Origin of the sequence: Streptomyces sp. NPDC101152 (assembly GCF_044768275.1) — a bacterium.
In the GTDB taxonomy this organism is placed as follows: domain Bacteria; phylum Actinomycetota; class Actinomycetes; order Streptomycetales; family Streptomycetaceae; genus Streptomyces.
Genome location: NZ_JBIWPO010000020.1, coordinates 121,793 through 136,430, shown reverse-complemented (window position 1 = coordinate 136,430; position 14,638 = coordinate 121,793). Strand labels below are relative to the sequence as shown.

13 protein-coding genes, 1 rRNA gene and 1 pseudogene are annotated in these 14,638 nt (G+C 73.2%); 12 read left to right on the top strand and 3 right to left on the bottom strand.

The features are described 5' to 3' along the window. The 3 genes and pseudogenes from rrf to ACIRVK_RS25140 all read left to right on the top strand — a co-directional run. Positions 1-91, top strand: a 5S ribosomal RNA gene (rrf, locus tag ACIRVK_RS25150); the annotation flags it as partial. A 94-nt stretch (positions 92-185) separates the two neighbouring features. Next, positions 186-1,022 (top strand): annotated as a pseudogene (locus tag ACIRVK_RS25145) (tetratricopeptide repeat protein); the annotation flags it as partial. 207 nt (positions 1,023-1,229) lie between these two features. After that, positions 1,230-1,967 carry a hypothetical protein gene (locus tag ACIRVK_RS25140; RefSeq protein ID WP_404250676.1) on the top strand — a complete coding sequence of 246 codons (738 nt, stop codon included), beginning with the start codon at positions 1,230-1,232 and terminating at the stop codon, positions 1,965-1,967. Positions 1,968-2,013: 46 nt separating this feature from the next. On the opposite strand, the gene ACIRVK_RS25135 is transcribed toward ACIRVK_RS25140, so the two are convergent. Next, positions 2,014-3,306 (bottom strand): DUF1015 domain-containing protein, encoded by a 1,293-nt coding sequence (locus tag ACIRVK_RS25135; protein WP_404250660.1) that lies wholly within the window; start codon positions 3,304-3,306, stop codon positions 2,014-2,016. A gap of 72 nt (positions 3,307-3,378) precedes the next feature. Between ACIRVK_RS25135 and ACIRVK_RS25130 the strand changes: the two genes are divergently transcribed. Genes ACIRVK_RS25130 through ACIRVK_RS25115 form a run of 4 tightly spaced genes read left to right on the top strand, consistent with a single transcriptional unit; the run spans position 3,379 to position 7,379 of the window. Further along, a complete protein-coding gene (locus ACIRVK_RS25130; RefSeq protein ID WP_404250658.1) occupies positions 3,379-4,407 on the top strand; it encodes an HAD hydrolase-like protein in 1,029 nt (342 codons plus the stop codon). A gap of 43 nt (positions 4,408-4,450) precedes the next feature. Continuing rightward, on the top strand, positions 4,451-5,494 hold the full coding sequence (locus tag ACIRVK_RS25125; protein WP_404250656.1) for a FecCD family ABC transporter permease: 1,044 nt from the start codon (positions 4,451-4,453) through the stop codon (positions 5,492-5,494). Further along, positions 5,491-6,528 (top strand): FecCD family ABC transporter permease, encoded by a 1,038-nt coding sequence (locus ACIRVK_RS25120; RefSeq protein WP_404250655.1) that lies wholly within the window; start codon positions 5,491-5,493, stop codon positions 6,526-6,528. Before ACIRVK_RS25125 ends, ACIRVK_RS25120 begins: the two co-directional genes overlap by 4 nt. Beyond that, positions 6,525-7,379 carry an ABC transporter ATP-binding protein gene (locus ACIRVK_RS25115; protein WP_404250653.1) on the top strand — a complete coding sequence of 285 codons (855 nt, stop codon included), beginning with the start codon at positions 6,525-6,527 and terminating at the stop codon, positions 7,377-7,379. The genes ACIRVK_RS25120 and ACIRVK_RS25115 overlap by 4 nt, the downstream gene beginning before the upstream one ends. Here ACIRVK_RS25115 and ACIRVK_RS25110 read toward each other — a convergent pair. Next, entirely contained in the window at positions 7,363-7,710 is a 348-nt protein-coding gene (locus ACIRVK_RS25110; RefSeq protein ID WP_404250651.1) for an SCP2 sterol-binding domain-containing protein, read from the bottom strand. The two genes, ACIRVK_RS25115 and ACIRVK_RS25110, sit on opposite strands and share 17 nt — an antisense overlap. Positions 7,711-7,752: 42 nt before the next feature. On the opposite strand from ACIRVK_RS25110, the gene ACIRVK_RS25105 reads away from it, so the two are divergent. The 5 genes from ACIRVK_RS25105 (at position 7,753) to ACIRVK_RS25085 (ending at position 12,938) form a co-directional block, all read left to right on the top strand. Then, the gene (locus tag ACIRVK_RS25105) at positions 7,753-8,043 is read left to right on the top strand and encodes a hypothetical protein (RefSeq protein WP_404250649.1); all 291 of its coding nucleotides are present in this window, start codon (positions 7,753-7,755) and stop codon (positions 8,041-8,043) included. A gap of 7 nt (positions 8,044-8,050) precedes the next feature. Continuing rightward, entirely contained in the window at positions 8,051-8,866 is an 816-nt protein-coding gene (locus tag ACIRVK_RS25100) for a TlyA family RNA methyltransferase (RefSeq protein ID WP_404250647.1), read from the top strand. Then, the gene (locus ACIRVK_RS25095) at positions 8,863-9,768 is read left to right on the top strand and encodes an NAD kinase (protein WP_404250645.1); all 906 of its coding nucleotides are present in this window, start codon (positions 8,863-8,865) and stop codon (positions 9,766-9,768) included. The genes ACIRVK_RS25100 and ACIRVK_RS25095 overlap by 4 nt, the downstream gene beginning before the upstream one ends. 87 nt (positions 9,769-9,855) lie before the next feature. Next, complete coding sequence (recN, locus tag ACIRVK_RS25090) at positions 9,856-11,574, top strand: DNA repair protein RecN (RefSeq protein WP_404250674.1); 1,719 nt, start codon at positions 9,856-9,858, stop codon at positions 11,572-11,574. 227 nt (positions 11,575-11,801) lie between these two features. Then, positions 11,802-12,938 carry a glycosyltransferase family 4 protein gene (locus ACIRVK_RS25085; protein WP_404250643.1) on the top strand — a complete coding sequence of 379 codons (1,137 nt, stop codon included), beginning with the start codon at positions 11,802-11,804 and terminating at the stop codon, positions 12,936-12,938. Between the two features lie 12 nt (positions 12,939-12,950). Here the strand turns inward: ACIRVK_RS25085 and ACIRVK_RS25080 are convergent, their stop codons facing one another. Continuing rightward, the gene (locus tag ACIRVK_RS25080) at positions 12,951-14,591 is read right to left on the bottom strand and encodes a PucR family transcriptional regulator (RefSeq protein WP_404250641.1); all 1,641 of its coding nucleotides are present in this window, start codon (positions 14,589-14,591) and stop codon (positions 12,951-12,953) included. Positions 14,592-14,638 lie beyond the last annotated feature (47 nt).

The window sequence follows — 14,638 nt, the reverse complement described above, 5'->3', positions numbered from 1 at the left end:
GCCCGGTTACATTTCGAACCCGGAAGCTAAGCCTTACAGCGCCGATGGTACTGCAGGGGGGACCCTGTGGGAGAGTAGGACGCCGCCGAACAATCTTTGGAAGGACCCCTGGTCCCAGCGTTCAGCTGGGACCAGGGGTCCTTTCGTTTTTGCCATGCTTGCAGTACCGAAGACAGGAGTCACCGATGTCCACCAACTCTCCCGACGACCGACCGGAGCGCGACCAGCGGCGACGGGACAGTGGGGACCGCGGAAATCGTGGCGGTTACCGCGGTGACCGTGGTGGCTTCCGTCGGGATGACCGACGTGATGACCGGCGCGACGACAACCGCGGTGGCGGGTACGGGCGTCGGGACGATCGGCGTGACGGTGACCGTGGCTCCCGTCCCGCCTACCAGCGCGACGACCGTGACCGCGGTCCCCGTCGTGACGACCGCGGTGAGCGCCCGCCCTTCCGGCGCGACGACCGCGGTGACCGTGGCGAGCGTCCCGCGTTCCGCCGCGACGACCGCGGCGGGTTCCGCCGTGACGACAACCGGGGTGGCGGATACGGTCGTCGTGATGACCGCCCGCGTGACGATCGCGGTGACCGTGGCGGATACGGGCGTCGGGACGATCGGCGCGACGGTGACCGTGGATCCCGTCCCGCCTACCAGCGCGACGACCGTGACCGTGGCCCCCGTCGTGACGACCGTGGCGAGCGCCCGCCCTTCCGGCGCGACGACCGCGGTGACCGTGGCGAGCGTCCCCCGTTCCGCCGCGACGACCGTGACCGTGGCCCTCGTCGTGACGACCGTGGCGAGCGCCCGCCGTTCCGGCGCGACGACCGCGGTGACCGTGGCGAGCGTCCCCCGTTCCGCCGCGACGACCGTGACCGTGGCCCTCGTCGTGACGACCGCGGTGAGCGCCCGCCCTTCCGGCGCGACGACCGCGGCGAGCGGCGTGACGGCGACCGGGGCGGTTTCCGGCGTGACGACAACCGCGGTGGCGGGTACGGGCGTCGGGACGATCGGCGTGACGGTGACCGTGGCTCCCGTCCCGCCTACCAGCGCGACGACCGTGACCGTGGCCCCCGTCGTGACGACCGCGGTGAGCGGCCCTCCTTCCGGCGTGACGACCGCGGCGGTCGTCCCGGAGGTTTCCGTGGACGGGACGACCGGCAGGGCGGTGGCCGCTTCCGCGATGACCGGAACCGGGATCGTGACCGCGACCGGGAGCCGATCAAGCGGCTGCCGATTCCCGAGGACGTCACGGGCGAGGAGATCGACAAGGACGTACGGCAGGAGCTGCTGAGCCTGCCCAAGACGCTCGCCGAGGACGTCGCCAAGAACCTGGTGATGGTCGCGCGGCTCATCGACGAGGACCCCGAGGGGGCGTACGGGTACTCCAAGGTCGCCCTGCGGCTCGCCTCGCGCGTGGCCGCCGTACGGGAGGCGGCCGGCTTCGCCGCTTACGCGAACCAGAAGTACTCCGAGGCACTGGCCGAGTTCCGGGCGGCGCGGCGGATGACCGGGAGCGCGGAGCTGTGGCCGCTGATGGCCGACTGTGAGCGTGGGCTCGGGCGGCCCGAGAAGGCGCTGGACATGGCCGGGGCGCCCGAGGTGCACAAGCTGGACAAGGCCGGCCAGGTCGAGATGCGGCTCGTCGCGGCCGGCGCCCGGCGTGACATGGGGCAGCTCGAGGCGGCGATCGTGACGCTGCAGAGCCCCGAGCTGGCGTCCAACTCCGTCCAGCCGTGGACCGCGCGGCTGCGGTACGCCTACGCCGACGCCCTGCTCGCCGCCGGCCGGGAGGGCGAGGCGCGGGAGTGGTTCGCGAAGGCCGTGGAGGCCGACCGGGACGGCAGCACGGACGCGTCGGACCGGCTCGCCGAGTTGGACGGGGTCGAGTTCGTCGACGCCTTCGACGAGAGCGAGGAAGGCGACGGCACTCAGTCGGATGCCGAGGTCGAGGGCGGCGAGGACTGACGCTTGCAAGAAAGGGCGGGACCATGGGGTCCCGCCCTTTTGCGTGTCAGAGGTCCAGCGCGCGCAGCACCAGGCCGGACGCCGGCTTCGGGCCGAACGACGTCGACTTGCGGGGCATCGTCACGCCCTGGCGGGCCAGATCGCGCACGACCTCCTCGCGGACCGGGTGCAGCAGCACGGCCGTACCGCCGTCACGTTCCGCCTTGGCGACCGTGGCGGCCGTGTCATGGATGTAGGCGATGTGGGCCGGGGAGTCCTCGGGGATGTGCCAGACGTGGTCGAGGAGCGTGGCGTGGAGGACCGTGGCGTCCAGGGTGCGCCAGGCTGCCGGGCGGTCGGCGGGGATCGTCCGGGCGAGCAGGTCCGGGTCCGGGCGGTCGAGCAGGTGGAAGGTGCCGTCGCCGGCCAGGAGGAACGCGTTGCCCGCGCAGGCGGCGTCGGCGAGGGCCTCCAGGGCTGCCGGGAGGGACGCGTCCAGACGCCGTACTCGGAAGAGGCCTCCTACGGCCGCGAGCGCGTCCGCGACGGGCAGGCCGTGCAGCAGGCGGTGGATGGCGCGGACCCGGAGCGGGTAGCGGGTCGTGTCGACCAGCAGGACCAGGCCGTAGTCCCAGGGGCTGGGCGAGGGATGTTCGGTGCGGAGCCGGCGGTAGGTCGCCCAGCGGTGGTGGCCGTCGGCGATCAGCGCCTGGTGGTCGGCGAGTTCGGACTGGATGCGGGCCACGTCGGACGGGTCGGTGACCGACCAGAGGCGGTGGCTGAACCCGTCCTCCGTGGTCGTAGAGAGGAGCGGCGGCCGGTCCGCGGCCCGTTCGACGACCTCGCTCGTGGCGGCCGCCGAGCCGTTGCCGCGGTAGGTCAGCAGCAGCGGTTCGAGGTTCGCGGAGGTGGCCCGCATCAGGGCCGCGCGGTCGGCGACCACATGGGGCATGACGTCCTCGTGGGGCAGGACCACACCCTCGGACGGGTCCGAGACGCGCAGGGCACCGATGATGCCGCGCTGCAGCGTGCCGTCGTCGTGGCGCTGCTCGTAGACGTACAGACCCGGCTCGGGGTCGGCGGTCAGAACACCTTCGTCGAACCAGCGGCGCAGGGTGTCCGAGGCCCGCTCGTTGCGCGCGCTGGGCGTGGGGGCCTGCGGAAGGATCAGGCGGACGATGTTGTGCGGGTCGGCGTCCTGCAGGTGGTGCACGCCGTCGGGGCGTACGACGACGTCGTAGGGCGGGGATGTCACGGCGGCCAGGCTGCCGACCCGGTCGGGGTCGTACCGCAGGCCTCGGAACGGGGTGAGTTCCAGGCCTCGGCGCGCCGTTGCTTCCGGGTGACCTGCAGTGTTCATCCCGGCATCGTACGTGTGTCAGTGGCGTGCGGGATGATCGGGGGAAAGCCGTCGAACGAGGAGCGATGCGGAATGAGCCAGAAGGTCAGGACGAGGCCCGAGGGCAGTGGGCAGGCCCTGAACGAGGCGTACGACACCGCGCTGCTCGACCTCGACGGGGTGGTGTACGCCGGGGGCCTCGCCATCGCGCACGCGGTCGAGTCGCTGGCGAGGGCCCGCGAGGGCGGGATGCACCTCGCGTACGTCACCAACAACGCGCTGCGCACCCCGGAGAAGGTGGCCGAGCATCTGACCGAGCTGGGGATACCGACGGGGGCCGAGGACGTCATCACGTCCGCCCAGGCGGTCGCGCGGTTGATCAGCGAGCAGGTGCCGCACGGGGGCCGGGTACTCGTGATCGGCGGTGAGGGGCTGCGGGTCGCGTTGCGGGAGCGGGGGCTCGAGCCCGTCGAGTCGGCGGAGGACGAGCCGGTGGCGGTCGTGCAGGGGTACGGCGGGCCCGAGTTGCCGTGGGGGCGGTTCGCGGAGGCCTGTTACGCCATCGCGGGCGGGGTCCCCTGGTACGCCTCCAACACCGACCTGACGATTCCGAGCGCGCGCGGGATCGCCCCGGGAAACGGCGCTGCCGTGGAGGTCGTGCGCATAGCGACCGGTGCCGAACCGCAGGTGGCGGGCAAGCCGTTGCCCCCGATGCACCGCGAGACGATCCTCCGTACCGGCGCCGAGCGGCCGTTGGTGGTCGGTGACCGGCTGGACACGGACATCGAGGGAGCGTTCAACGGCGAGGTGGACTCGCTGCTGGTCCTCACCGGCGTCACCGACGGCGCCCAGCTCCTCGCCGCGCCCCCGCAGCACCGGCCGACGTACGTCGACGCCGATCTGCGCGGGCTGCTCACGGGACAGCCGGAGGTCAGCGAGGCGGACGGCGGTTTCCGGTGCGGCGGCTGGACGGCGACGGCGGGTGCCGAGCGGCTCCAACTGGACGGTGACGGAGAGGCCTTGGACGGGTTGCGGGCACTCTGCGCCGCGGCCTGGACGGCGGCCGGCGAGGGTGTGTGCGAGCTGGACACGGGGAAGGCGCTGGCGCGGCTGGGGTTCTGAGCACCGGGAAGCGGGGGGGCTAGGGTAGGCTAACCTAACTTCTGTGTTGGTCGACGGTCCTCCCGAACAGCGCGCGGAAACCGCCCCCGCGCCCCCAACCCGCAGGGCGGTACGTACCTTTGGGCTGCTCGCGTCCGTCCTGGTCCTGGTGCTCGTCGCGTTGGCGAGCATCGCGATCGGGGCGAAGGGGCTGTCGCTTCAACAGGTCTGGCACGGGATCTTCCAGGACACGGGCACGTACGGCGACGTCGTCGTCGACGAGCGGCTGTCCCGGACCGTCCTCGGGCTGCTCGCCGGTGCCGCACTCGGCCTCTCGGGAGCCGTCCTGCAGGCGCTCACCCGCAACCCGCTCGCCGACCCCGGACTGCTCGGCATCAACGCGGGCGCCTCCGCCGCGGTCGTCACGGCGATCACGTACCTCGGCGTCACCAGCCTGAGCGACTACGTCTGGTTCGCCTTCCTGGGCGCGGCCGCCGTCGGCGCGCTGGTCTGGTTCCTCGGCGGCAGCCGCGGGGCGACCCCGGTGCGGCTCGCCCTCGCCGGAACCGCCATCAGCGCGGCGCTGTACGGCTATCTCCAGGCCGTGATGATCACGGACGACGCGGCGCTCGGCAGGATGCGCTTCTGGACGGTCGGCTCGCTGGCCTCGGCCACCGAGGCGACGATCCTCCAGGTGCTGCCGTTCCTCGCGGCCGGCACGCTCCTCGCCCTCGGGCTCGCCCGGCCGCTCAATGCCGTGGCCATGGGCGACGACACCGCGAAGGCCCTCGGCGCCGACCTGAACCGCACCCGGGCGCTGTCCATGCTGGCGGCGACCGTGCTGTGCGGGGCGGCGACCGCCGCCTGCGGGCCGATCGCCTTCGTCGGGCTGATGGTCCCGCACGTCGTACGGTCCTTCACCGGCCCCGACCTGCGCTGGATCCTGCCGTACGCCACGATCCTGTCGCCCGTGCTGCTGCTCGGTGCCGACGTGATCGGCCGCGTCGTCGCCCGCCCCTCGGAGCTCCAGGTCGGCGTCGTCACCGCCCTCGTCGGGGGGCCGGTCTTCATCTTTCTGGTACGGCGACGGAGGACGGCGCGGCTGTGAAGACCACCCGAGTCGTGCGCACCCCCGGCGGGCTGTCGCTGCGCCTGGACGTCCGTGCCGTCACCGTCGTCGTCCTGCTGCTGCTCGCGGTGCTCGCCGCGAGTGTCGTGCTGCTCGGCACCGGTGACTTCCCGATCCCGGCCGGTGACGTGGTGAAGACCCTGCTCGGCGACGGCACCGCGGGTCAGGAGTTCATCGTCGGGGAGCTGCGGCTGCCGCGGGTCCTGGTGGGGCTGCTGGTCGGTGCCTCGCTGGGGCTCGGCGGGGCGCTGTTCCAGGCCGTCACCCGCAATCCGCTGGGCAGCCCGGACGTGCTGGGCCTCGGGCAGGGGGCGACCGCCGGGGCCCTCACCATGATCGTGCTGTTCTCCGGGAGCGCGGCCCAGGTCACCGTGGGCGCGCTCGTCGGCGGCCTGCTGACCGGTCTCGCCATCTATCTGCTCGCCTGGAAGCGGGGTGTGCACGGTTACCGACTGGTCCTGGTCGGGATCGGCGTCTCCGCGGTCGTCACGGCGGTGAACGGCTATTTGCTCACCATCTCCGACCTGGTCGACGCGGCCCGCGCGGTCGTGTGGATGACCGGTTCCCTCAACGGCCGTGACTGGGCCCAGGTCTGGCCGCTGCTCGCGCTGTGCGCGGTGCTCGTACCGCTGGTCCTCGCCAACGCCCGCGGGCTGCGGATGATGGAGATGGGCGACGATGTCGCGGGCGCCCTCGGCGTCCGCGTGGAGCGGGTGCGGGCGCTGCTGATGGTGGCGGCCGTGATGCTCGTCGCCACCGCCACCTCCGCCGCGGGACCCGTCAGCTTCGTCGCGCTCACCGCCCCGCAGCTCGCTCGTCGGCTCACCCGCTCACCCGGCCCCAACCTCCTGCCGTCCCTGTGCATGGGCGCCGCCCTCCTGGTCACCGCCGACTGGGCCTCCCAGCGCCTGTTCGGCGCCGACCAGTTGCCCGTCGGCGTGGTCACCGGGGTCCTCGGCGGCGTCTACCTGCTGTGGCTGCTGGTCACCGAGCGCAAGGCGGGCCGGATATGAGCGGCTCGGCGAACCCGTACACCCCGAGGAGCACTGTGAACCGCCTGTCCGCCGAGAACGTCACCCTCGCCTACGACCAGCGGGTCATCGCCGAGCAGCTCTCGGTGGAGATCCCCGACAACTCCTTCACGGTGATCGTCGGCCCGAACGCGTGCGGCAAGTCCACGCTGCTGCGGGCGCTGTCGCGGATGCTCAGGCCCAGTCGGGGCCGGGTGCTCCTCGACGGGCAGGTCATCCGGTCGATGCCCGCGAAGAAGGTCGCCCGCACGCTGGGGCTGCTGCCGCAGTCGCCGATCGCGCCCGACGGGATCACCGTCGCCGACCTCGTCGGCCGCGGCCGGTATCCGCACCAGGGCGTCCTGCGCCAGTGGTCCGCCGAGGACGAGCGGGTCGTCCAGGAGTCCATGGCGCGGACCGGGGTCGCCGAACTCGCGGAGCGGTATGTCGACGAGCTGTCCGGCGGCCAGCGGCAGCGGGTGTGGATCGCCATGGCGCTCGCCCAGCAGACCCCGCTGCTGCTGCTCGACGAGCCGACGACGTACCTGGACATCCAGCACCAGATCGACGTCCTGGACCTGTGCGCCGAACTGCACGAGGAGCAGGGGCGGACGCTGGTCGCGGTGCTGCACGACCTCAACCACGCCGCGCGGTATGCCACGCACCTGATCGCGCTGCGCGCGGGGAAGGTCGTAGCCGAGGGCGCGCCGAAGGACATCGTCACGGCGGAGCTGGTGGAGGAGGTCTTCGGACTGCGCTGCCAGGTGATCGACGATCCGGAGACGGGGACGCCGCTGGTGGTGCCTGCGGCGCGCACGGCACGCGCGCGTGTGGTGGCTACAGAAGCTTCCTGAGCTGGAACAGGTCGCGCAGGCCCGCCTCCAGCTTCACCCGGCCCGAGCCCCAGGCCTTGGCGAAGTTCAGCTCGCCGTTGACCAGGGCCACCAGGTCGTCGCCCTTCATGGTGAGTCTGATCTCGGCCTTCTCCGGTGGCGGACCCTGGACCGTGTCCCGCACGACGATCCGGCCGCCGGTCATCCGGCCGACGAAGGTGACGTCGAGGTCGGTGATCCGGCAGCTGACCGAGCGGTCCAGGGACGTGGCGGTGCGGACGTCCCCCTCGGCGTGCTGCATGTTGTCCGAGAGCTTCTCGAGTGCGGCGCGGCACTCCTCGATCGTGGCCATCGGCATCGACGGTACCCCAGGGCTTCGGGGTAGCGTCTGGGCATGAGCGACACAGTGCCGCAGGGCGCCGGCCCGCAGGAACCACCCGAGCCGGCGGCGGAACCCGCCTACGACCCCGCCGCGCCCGCCCCGCTGAACGTGGACCGCACCCCGACCGGCAACGCCGAGGTCGACGCCCAGTTGGAGCGCCTCGGCGACACCGACCACCTCGCCACCGACGGACATCTCGAGGTGTATGAGGATGTACACCGGGGGCTGCGCGACACGCTGACCGCGCTCGACGCCCGCCCGGGACCTCCGGGGCCCCCATCGCCGTACGGGAACAGGAGCTGAACCGAACGTGGCAGGAGTCGCACGCCGCCGGCTGGACGCGGAGCTGGTCCGCCGGAAGCTCGCGCGCTCGCGTGAGCATGCCGGGCAGCTGATCGCCGCCGGACGGGTCAGCGTCGGCAAGACCGTCGCGACCAAACCGGCCACCCAGGTGGAGACCGCGGCGGCGATCGTCGTCGCCTCCGACGACAACGACCCCGACTACGTCTCGCGCGGCGGGCACAAGCTCGCGGGCGCCCTGCAGGCGTTCGTGCCGCGGGGGCTCGTCGTCGAGGGGCGGCGGGCGCTGGACGCCGGCGCCTCCACCGGCGGGTTCACGGACGTGCTGCTGCGAGCGGGCGCCGCGCACGTCGTCGCCGTGGACGTCGGATACGGACAACTCGCGTGGACTCTCCGGAGCGATGAACGCGTCACCGTCAAGGACCGTACGAACGTACGCGAGTTGACGCTCGAAGCGATCGATGGGGAGCCTGTGGATCTTGTCGTGGGGGATCTGTCCTTCATCCCGCTCGGCCTGGTACTGCCCGCCCTGGTGCGGTGTGTGAAGCCGGATGCCGATCTGGTGATGATGGTCAAGCCGCAGTTCGAGGTGGGGAAGGAACGGCTGGGGAGCGGGGGAGTGGTACGGAGTCCGCAGCTGCGGGCGGAGGCCGTGCGGGGTGTGGCCCACAAGGGGTGGGAACTCGGGCTCGGAGTGCAGGGTGTCACCGCCAGTCCGTTGCCCGGACCCTCCGGAAATGTCGAGTACTTTCTGTGGCTGCGGGCCGGGGCACCCGAACTGGACCCGGCCGACGTTGACCGTGCAGTAGCGGAGGGGCCGCGTTGACACAGAACCGAGCTCGTACTGTTTTCCTGCTCACCCACACCGGACGGCCGGCGGCCATCCGCAGCGCCGAGCTGGTGGTGAAGGGGCTGCTGCGCGAGGGCATCGGCGTGCGCGTCCTGGAGTACGAGGCCGCCGACCTGCCGCTGCCGGAGGAGGTGGAGCTGGTCAAGGAGGCCACTCCGCAGTGCCTCGAAGGGTGCGAGCTGCTCATCGTCCTCGGCGGTGACGGGACGCTGCTGCGGGGCGCCGAGTTCGCACGGGCCTCCGGGGTGCCGATGCTCGGCGTCAACCTCGGCAGCGTCGGGTTCCTCGCGGAGGCCGAGCGGGACGACCTCGACAAGGTCGTCGACCGGGTCGTGTCCAAGTCGTACGAGGTCGAGGAGCGGATGACCGTCGACGTCGTCGTGCACCGCAACGGGGACATCGTGCACACCGACTGGGCACTGAACGAGGCGGCGGTGCAGAAGGCCGGCGCCGAGAAGCTGCTCGAGGTGGTGCTGGAGATCGACGGGCGGCCGGTCACGGGATTCGGGTGCGACGGCATCGTGCTGTCCACGCCCACCGGGTCCACGGCCTACGCCTTCTCGGCGGGCGGGCCCGTGGTGTGGCCCGAGGTCGAGGCCCTGCTGATGGTGCCGATCTCCGCGCACGCCCTGTTCGCGAAGCCGCTCGTGACCTCGCCGAACTCCGTCCTCGCGGTGGAGCTGCTGCCGCACATCCCCCCGGGTGTGCTGTGGTGCGACGGGCGCCGGACGTTCGAGTTGCCGCCGGGCGCGAGGGTCGAGGTGCGGCGCGGAGCCGTACCGGTGCGGCTCGCCCGGCTGCACCACGCGTCCTTCACCGACCGGCTGGTGGCGAAGTTCGCGCTGCCGGTCTCCGGATGGCGGGGGGCTCCGCACTAGCCCCGTACAACCTCCACTCGCCCGAGTGACAGGGTGCCTCGCGTATGTCCGCCCCTACCTCGTAAGGTCGTAGCCGTGCTGGAAGAGATGCGGATACGGTCGCTCGGAGTCATCGACGACGCGGTCGTCGAGCTGTCGCCCGGGTTCACCGCCGTCACCGGTGAGACGGGTGCGGGCAAGACCATGGTCGTCACCAGTCTCGGGCTGTTGCTCGGCGGCCGGGCGGACGCGGCGCTCGTGCGGATCGGGGCCGAGAAGGCCGTGGTCGAGGGGCGGATCAGCGTCCCCGCGGACGCCTCCGCCGTGGTGCGGGCCGAGGAGGCCGGGGCCGAGCTCGACGACGGGGCCCTGTTGATCAGCCGTACCGTTTCCGCCGAGGGGCGGTCGCGGGCGCACGTGGGCGGACGCAGCGTGCCGGTCGGACTCCTCGCCGACCTCGCCGACGACCTCGTGGCCGTGCACGGGCAGACCGACCAGCAGGGGCTGCTGAAGCTGTCCCGGCAGCGGCAGGCGCTCGACCGGTACGCCGGTGAGGCCGTCGCCGGGCCGCTCGCCAAGTACGGCGAGGCCTACCGGCGGCTGCGGGCGGTCTCGGTCGAGCTGGAGGAGATCGTCACGCGCGCGCGTGAGCGGGCCCAGGAGGCCGACATGCTGCGCTACGGCCTCGAGGAGATCGCCGGCGTGGAGCCGCGGGCCGGGGAGGACGTCGAGCTGGCCGAGGAGGCGGAACGGCTCGGACACGCGGAGGCGCTGTCGTCCGCCGCCACGGCCGCGCACGCCGCCCTCGCCGGGAACCCGGAGGACCCCGAGGGCATCGACGCCACCACCCTCGTGGCCGGAGCCCAGCGGGCCCTGGACGCCGTGCGCTCGCACGATCCGTCGCTGGCCGCGCTCGCGGACCGGATCGGGGAGATCGGGATCCTGCTGGGCGACGTGGCCGGGGAGTTGGCGGGCTATGCCGACGATCTCGACGCGGATCCCCTGCGGCTCGCGGCCGTCGAGGAACGGCGGGCCGCACTCACCGCGTTGACCCGGAAGTACGGCGAGGACGTCAACGCCGTGCTGGCGTGGGCCGAGCAGAGCGCGGCGCGGCTGACCGAGCTGGACGGCGACGACGAGCGGATCGACGAGCTCACCGCCGAACGGGACGCCCTGCGGGCCGAACTGGGCGGGCTCGCCCAGGCGTTGACCGACGCGCGGGCGGAGGCCGCCGAGCGGTTCGCGGCTGCCGTGACCGCCGAACTGGCCTCGCTCGCCATGCCGCACGCGCGCGTGTCCTTCGAAATCCGGCAGACCGAGGACCCGGAGGGCGTCGAGGTCGGCGGGCGCCCGGTCGCCTACGGGCCGTCCGGCGTCGACGAGGTCGAGCTGTTGCTCGCCCCGCACCCGGGGGCGCCGCCGCGGCCCATCGCCAAGGGCGCGTCCGGCGGTGAGCTCTCGCGCGTGATGCTGGCCGTCGAGGTCGTGTTCGCGGGGACGGATCCCGTGCCCACGTACCTCTTCGACGAGGTCGACGCCGGCGTCGGCGGCAAGGCGGCGGTCGAGATCGGCCGGCGGCTGGCACGGCTCGCCAGGACCGCTCAGGTCGTGGTCGTCACGCACCTTCCCCAGGTGGCCGCCTTCGCCGACCGGCAGTTGCTGGTCGAGAAGACCAACGACGGGTCCGTGACCCGGTCCGGCGTGAAGGTCCTCGAGGGCGAGGAGCGGGTCCGGGAACTGTCGCGGATGCTCGCCGGCCAGGAGGACTCGGAGACGGCCCGGGCACATGCGGAGGAGCTGCTGGCCACGGCCCGCGCCGACGGGTAGGGGCCGCCCGGAAGTCGGGCGACCGGGCGCCGCGGGACGCCTCACTCGTGTGAGTGACGCCACCCGGGTTTCCGCCCGTTCCCCGCCCTCTTCGCGTTGCCGGAACACCCGTACGTGCTGGCATCCTTGATGGGGAAGGTGGAGGAAACCGCGCGGTACACCCGCTCCGCCCGGACCTTCTGTACCTTCTTCGTGACCGCCCGACCCGAACCAGGAGCCCCGGCCACGTGAGCCCCGCCAGCAGCCATCCGCAGCACGGTCAGTCGCCGCTGCGCACCGTGCAGGTGCTGGGCGGCGGCAACGCCGGCAGCAGCGCGCATGTGCGTTCACTGGCCTCCGGGCTCGTCGCCAGGGGCGTGCGGGTGACGGTGTGCGCCCCCGTCGAGGCCGATCGCCTCTACGACTTCACGGGCGCCGGCGCCGAACACGTGCACGTGGCGCGCAGCAGCGATCCCGGTTCCGTCGCCGCGCTCCGCGAGGCGTGCCGGAACGCCGACCTGGTGCACGCGCACGGCCTGCACGCCTCGTTCCGCGCCGTCCTCGCGCTCAGCGGGCGCCGGACCCCGCTGGTGGTCACCTGGCACAACCACGCGCAGGCGGAGGGCGCGCGGGCGCATCTGCTGCGCCTGCTGGAGCGGCGGGTGGTGAAGGCCGCGACGGTCGTCCTGGGCACGAGCTCGGACCTCGTGGACCGGGCCCGCCGGACCGGTGCACGGGACGCACGGCTCGCCGCCGTCGCGGTACCCGGGCCGAGCCGGGCCGCCGAGCAGGACGACCGGGACCCGCGCGGCTCCAAGATCCGGGCCGAACTCGGCGCCACCGGACGCCCGTTGCTGCTGGCCGTCGGTTCGCTCGACCGGCACCGCGGTTACGACACCCTGCTCGACGCCACGCGCGCGTGGTGCCGCCTGAACCCCGTACCGCTCGTGGTGATCGCCGGCGAGGGGCCGCTGCGGAGCGTGCTGCAGCGCCGTATCGAGGACGAGGAACTGCCCGTGCGGCTCCTCGGGCGCCGCGACGACGTGGGCGAACTGCTCGCCGCCGCCGACGTGGCGCTGCTGCCCAGCAGTTGGGAGTCCCGCTCCGTGCTCGCCCAGGAGGCCCTGCACGCGCGCGTACCGCTCGTCGCGACCCGCGTCGGTGGCATCCCCGAACTCGTCGGCGACGCCGCCGAACTCGTCCCGTACGGCGACGCGAAGGCCCTCGCCGACGCCGTCACCGGGCTGCTCGCCGACCCCGAGCGGCGCGAGCTGCTCATGGACCGGGGCACCCGGCAGGCGGCCACCTGGCCGACGGAGGACGAGACGGTCGCCCAGGTGCTGAGCGTCTACGACGAGTTGACCCAGCCCCGGCCCCTCATCTAGGGCAGGCACCGGCTACGGCACGTGCCGCCGGGCCCGTAGGGCGAGGCTCAACGCCAGTACCGTCTGCGGGTCGTCGAGGTCCGTGCCCAGCAACTCGCCGATGCGGGCGAGGCGGTTGTAGAGGGTCTGCCGGTTGAGGTGGAGTTCGCGGGCCGTCTCCGCCTTGCGGCCGGCGTGGGCCAGATACGTCTCCAGGGTGGGCAGCAGCGGCGGCCTGGAGCGGTCGTCGTGGTCGCGGAGCGGGCCGATCGCGCGGGTGACGAAGGCCGCGAGGTCCGGGTGGTCGCGCAGCCGCCACAGCAGGAGGTCGATGTCGAGGCGGCGGGCGTCGTACCAGGGCCGGCCCGTCAGACCCTGCGCCGCGGTCGCCGTCTCCGCCGCGTGCCGCAGGCCCGCCGACGCCGCCGCCCAGCCGCCCGCGACGCCCACGACCACCACCGGCGCCCGGTCACCCGGCCGTCGCATGGCGGCCCTCTCCACCCCGGCCCGCAGCGCCGCCGCGACCCGGTCCGCCACCGCCGACCGCTCCGGCTCGGAGCGCAGACCCAGCAGGACGAGGACCCGGCCCTCGACGGGCCGTACCCCCAGGAGTACGGGCACCCCCACCGAGGCCAGCTCCTCGGACACCGCGCGCGCCAGCACCGCCCAGCCTCCACCGGGGGAGAGGCCGTCGCCGAGCCGCATCACGACCGGCAGCAGCGGGCTGTCACCCGGCTTGAAGCCGAGCACGCGGGCCTGCGCGGGCGCGTCCTCGGCCGTCACCCGGCCCTCGGCGAGGTCGGTCAGGAAGTCGCCGCGCCCCCGCGCCGCGAGCTCCTCTTCCTGCCGCGCCTGCATCAGGACGACGGCGAGGATGCCGGCCGCCCGTTCCGCCGCCATCCGGTGCACCGGGGCGAGGGGGGCCCGTACCGGAAGCAGTACCAGCCGCGCCCGTACCGAACCGGTGCCCGGACCGCCCCCGGGCACGTCCACCAGCACGGAACCGGACGGCGGGGTGTCCTGGTGCCGGCCGCGCAGCCCCTCCCACACCTGGAGCGGATCGGCGTCCTCGGGGCCCTCCCCGGCGGCGTACAGCAGCCGCCCGTCGGTCGTCTCCAGGAAGACCGGGTTGCCGCCGAAGCCGGCGAGGATGCGCAGCACCCGGGGGATCCCGCCGCCGTCCAGCAGGGCCTCGGTGCAGCGCCGGTGCACCTCCTCGGCCCGCTGCACCAGCGCGTAGTGGCCGTTGACGATCTCCGTGTGGATCTCCTCGGTGACCGTCACGAAGGGCACCTCGCGGTGCAGCTGCACCAGCGGCAGACCGGCCGAGCGTGCCGTGTCGACGAGGGCGGCGGGCAGGCGCGTGAACCGGGTGCCGAGCTCCACGACCAGGGCGGCGATCCCGCGTTCGGCCAGGGTACGGACGAACACGCGCTGGTCGGCCGGGCGGGTGCCGAGCCCGTAGCCGGTGGTCAGCAGCAGCTCGCCGCCCTTGAGCAGCGAGGCGATGTTGGGCACCTCCCCCGCGTGCACCCAGCGCACAGTGCGCTGCAGCCGGTCGGCACCCGCCAGCACCTCGGGCAGCCCACTGCGCAGCCCGGGCAGCTCCAACGCCCGCTGAACGGTGATCCCAGCACCCTGGGTGACGAATCCGCTGTCCGTACCGCTGTCCATAGCCGGGACGCTACCCGCGCGGCTGCCCGCCGGCCCAGGTGGGAGCA

What these genes read in the sequence shown, in the direction of transcription:
- ACIRVK_RS25135 (WP_404250660.1), bottom strand. Translation starts at nt 3,306, where the DNA reads ATGAACACTGCAGGTCACCCGGAAGCAACGGCGCGCCGAGGCCTGGAA.
- ACIRVK_RS25130 (WP_404250658.1), top strand. Translation starts at nt 3,379, where the DNA reads ATGAGCCAGAAGGTCAGGACGAGGCCCGAGGGCAGTGGGCAGGCCCTG.
- ACIRVK_RS25115 (WP_404250653.1), top strand. Translation starts at nt 6,525, where the DNA reads ATGAGCGGCTCGGCGAACCCGTACACCCCGAGGAGCACTGTGAACCGC.
- ACIRVK_RS25110 (WP_404250651.1), bottom strand. Translation starts at nt 7,710, where the DNA reads ATGGCCACGATCGAGGAGTGCCGCGCCGCACTCGAGAAGCTCTCGGAC.
- ACIRVK_RS25105 (WP_404250649.1), top strand. Translation starts at nt 7,753, where the DNA reads ATGAGCGACACAGTGCCGCAGGGCGCCGGCCCGCAGGAACCACCCGAG.
- recN (WP_404250674.1), top strand. Translation starts at nt 9,856, where the DNA reads ATGCGGATACGGTCGCTCGGAGTCATCGACGACGCGGTCGTCGAGCTG.
- ACIRVK_RS25080 (WP_404250641.1), bottom strand. Translation starts at nt 14,591, where the DNA reads ATGGACAGCGGTACGGACAGCGGATTCGTCACCCAGGGTGCTGGGATC.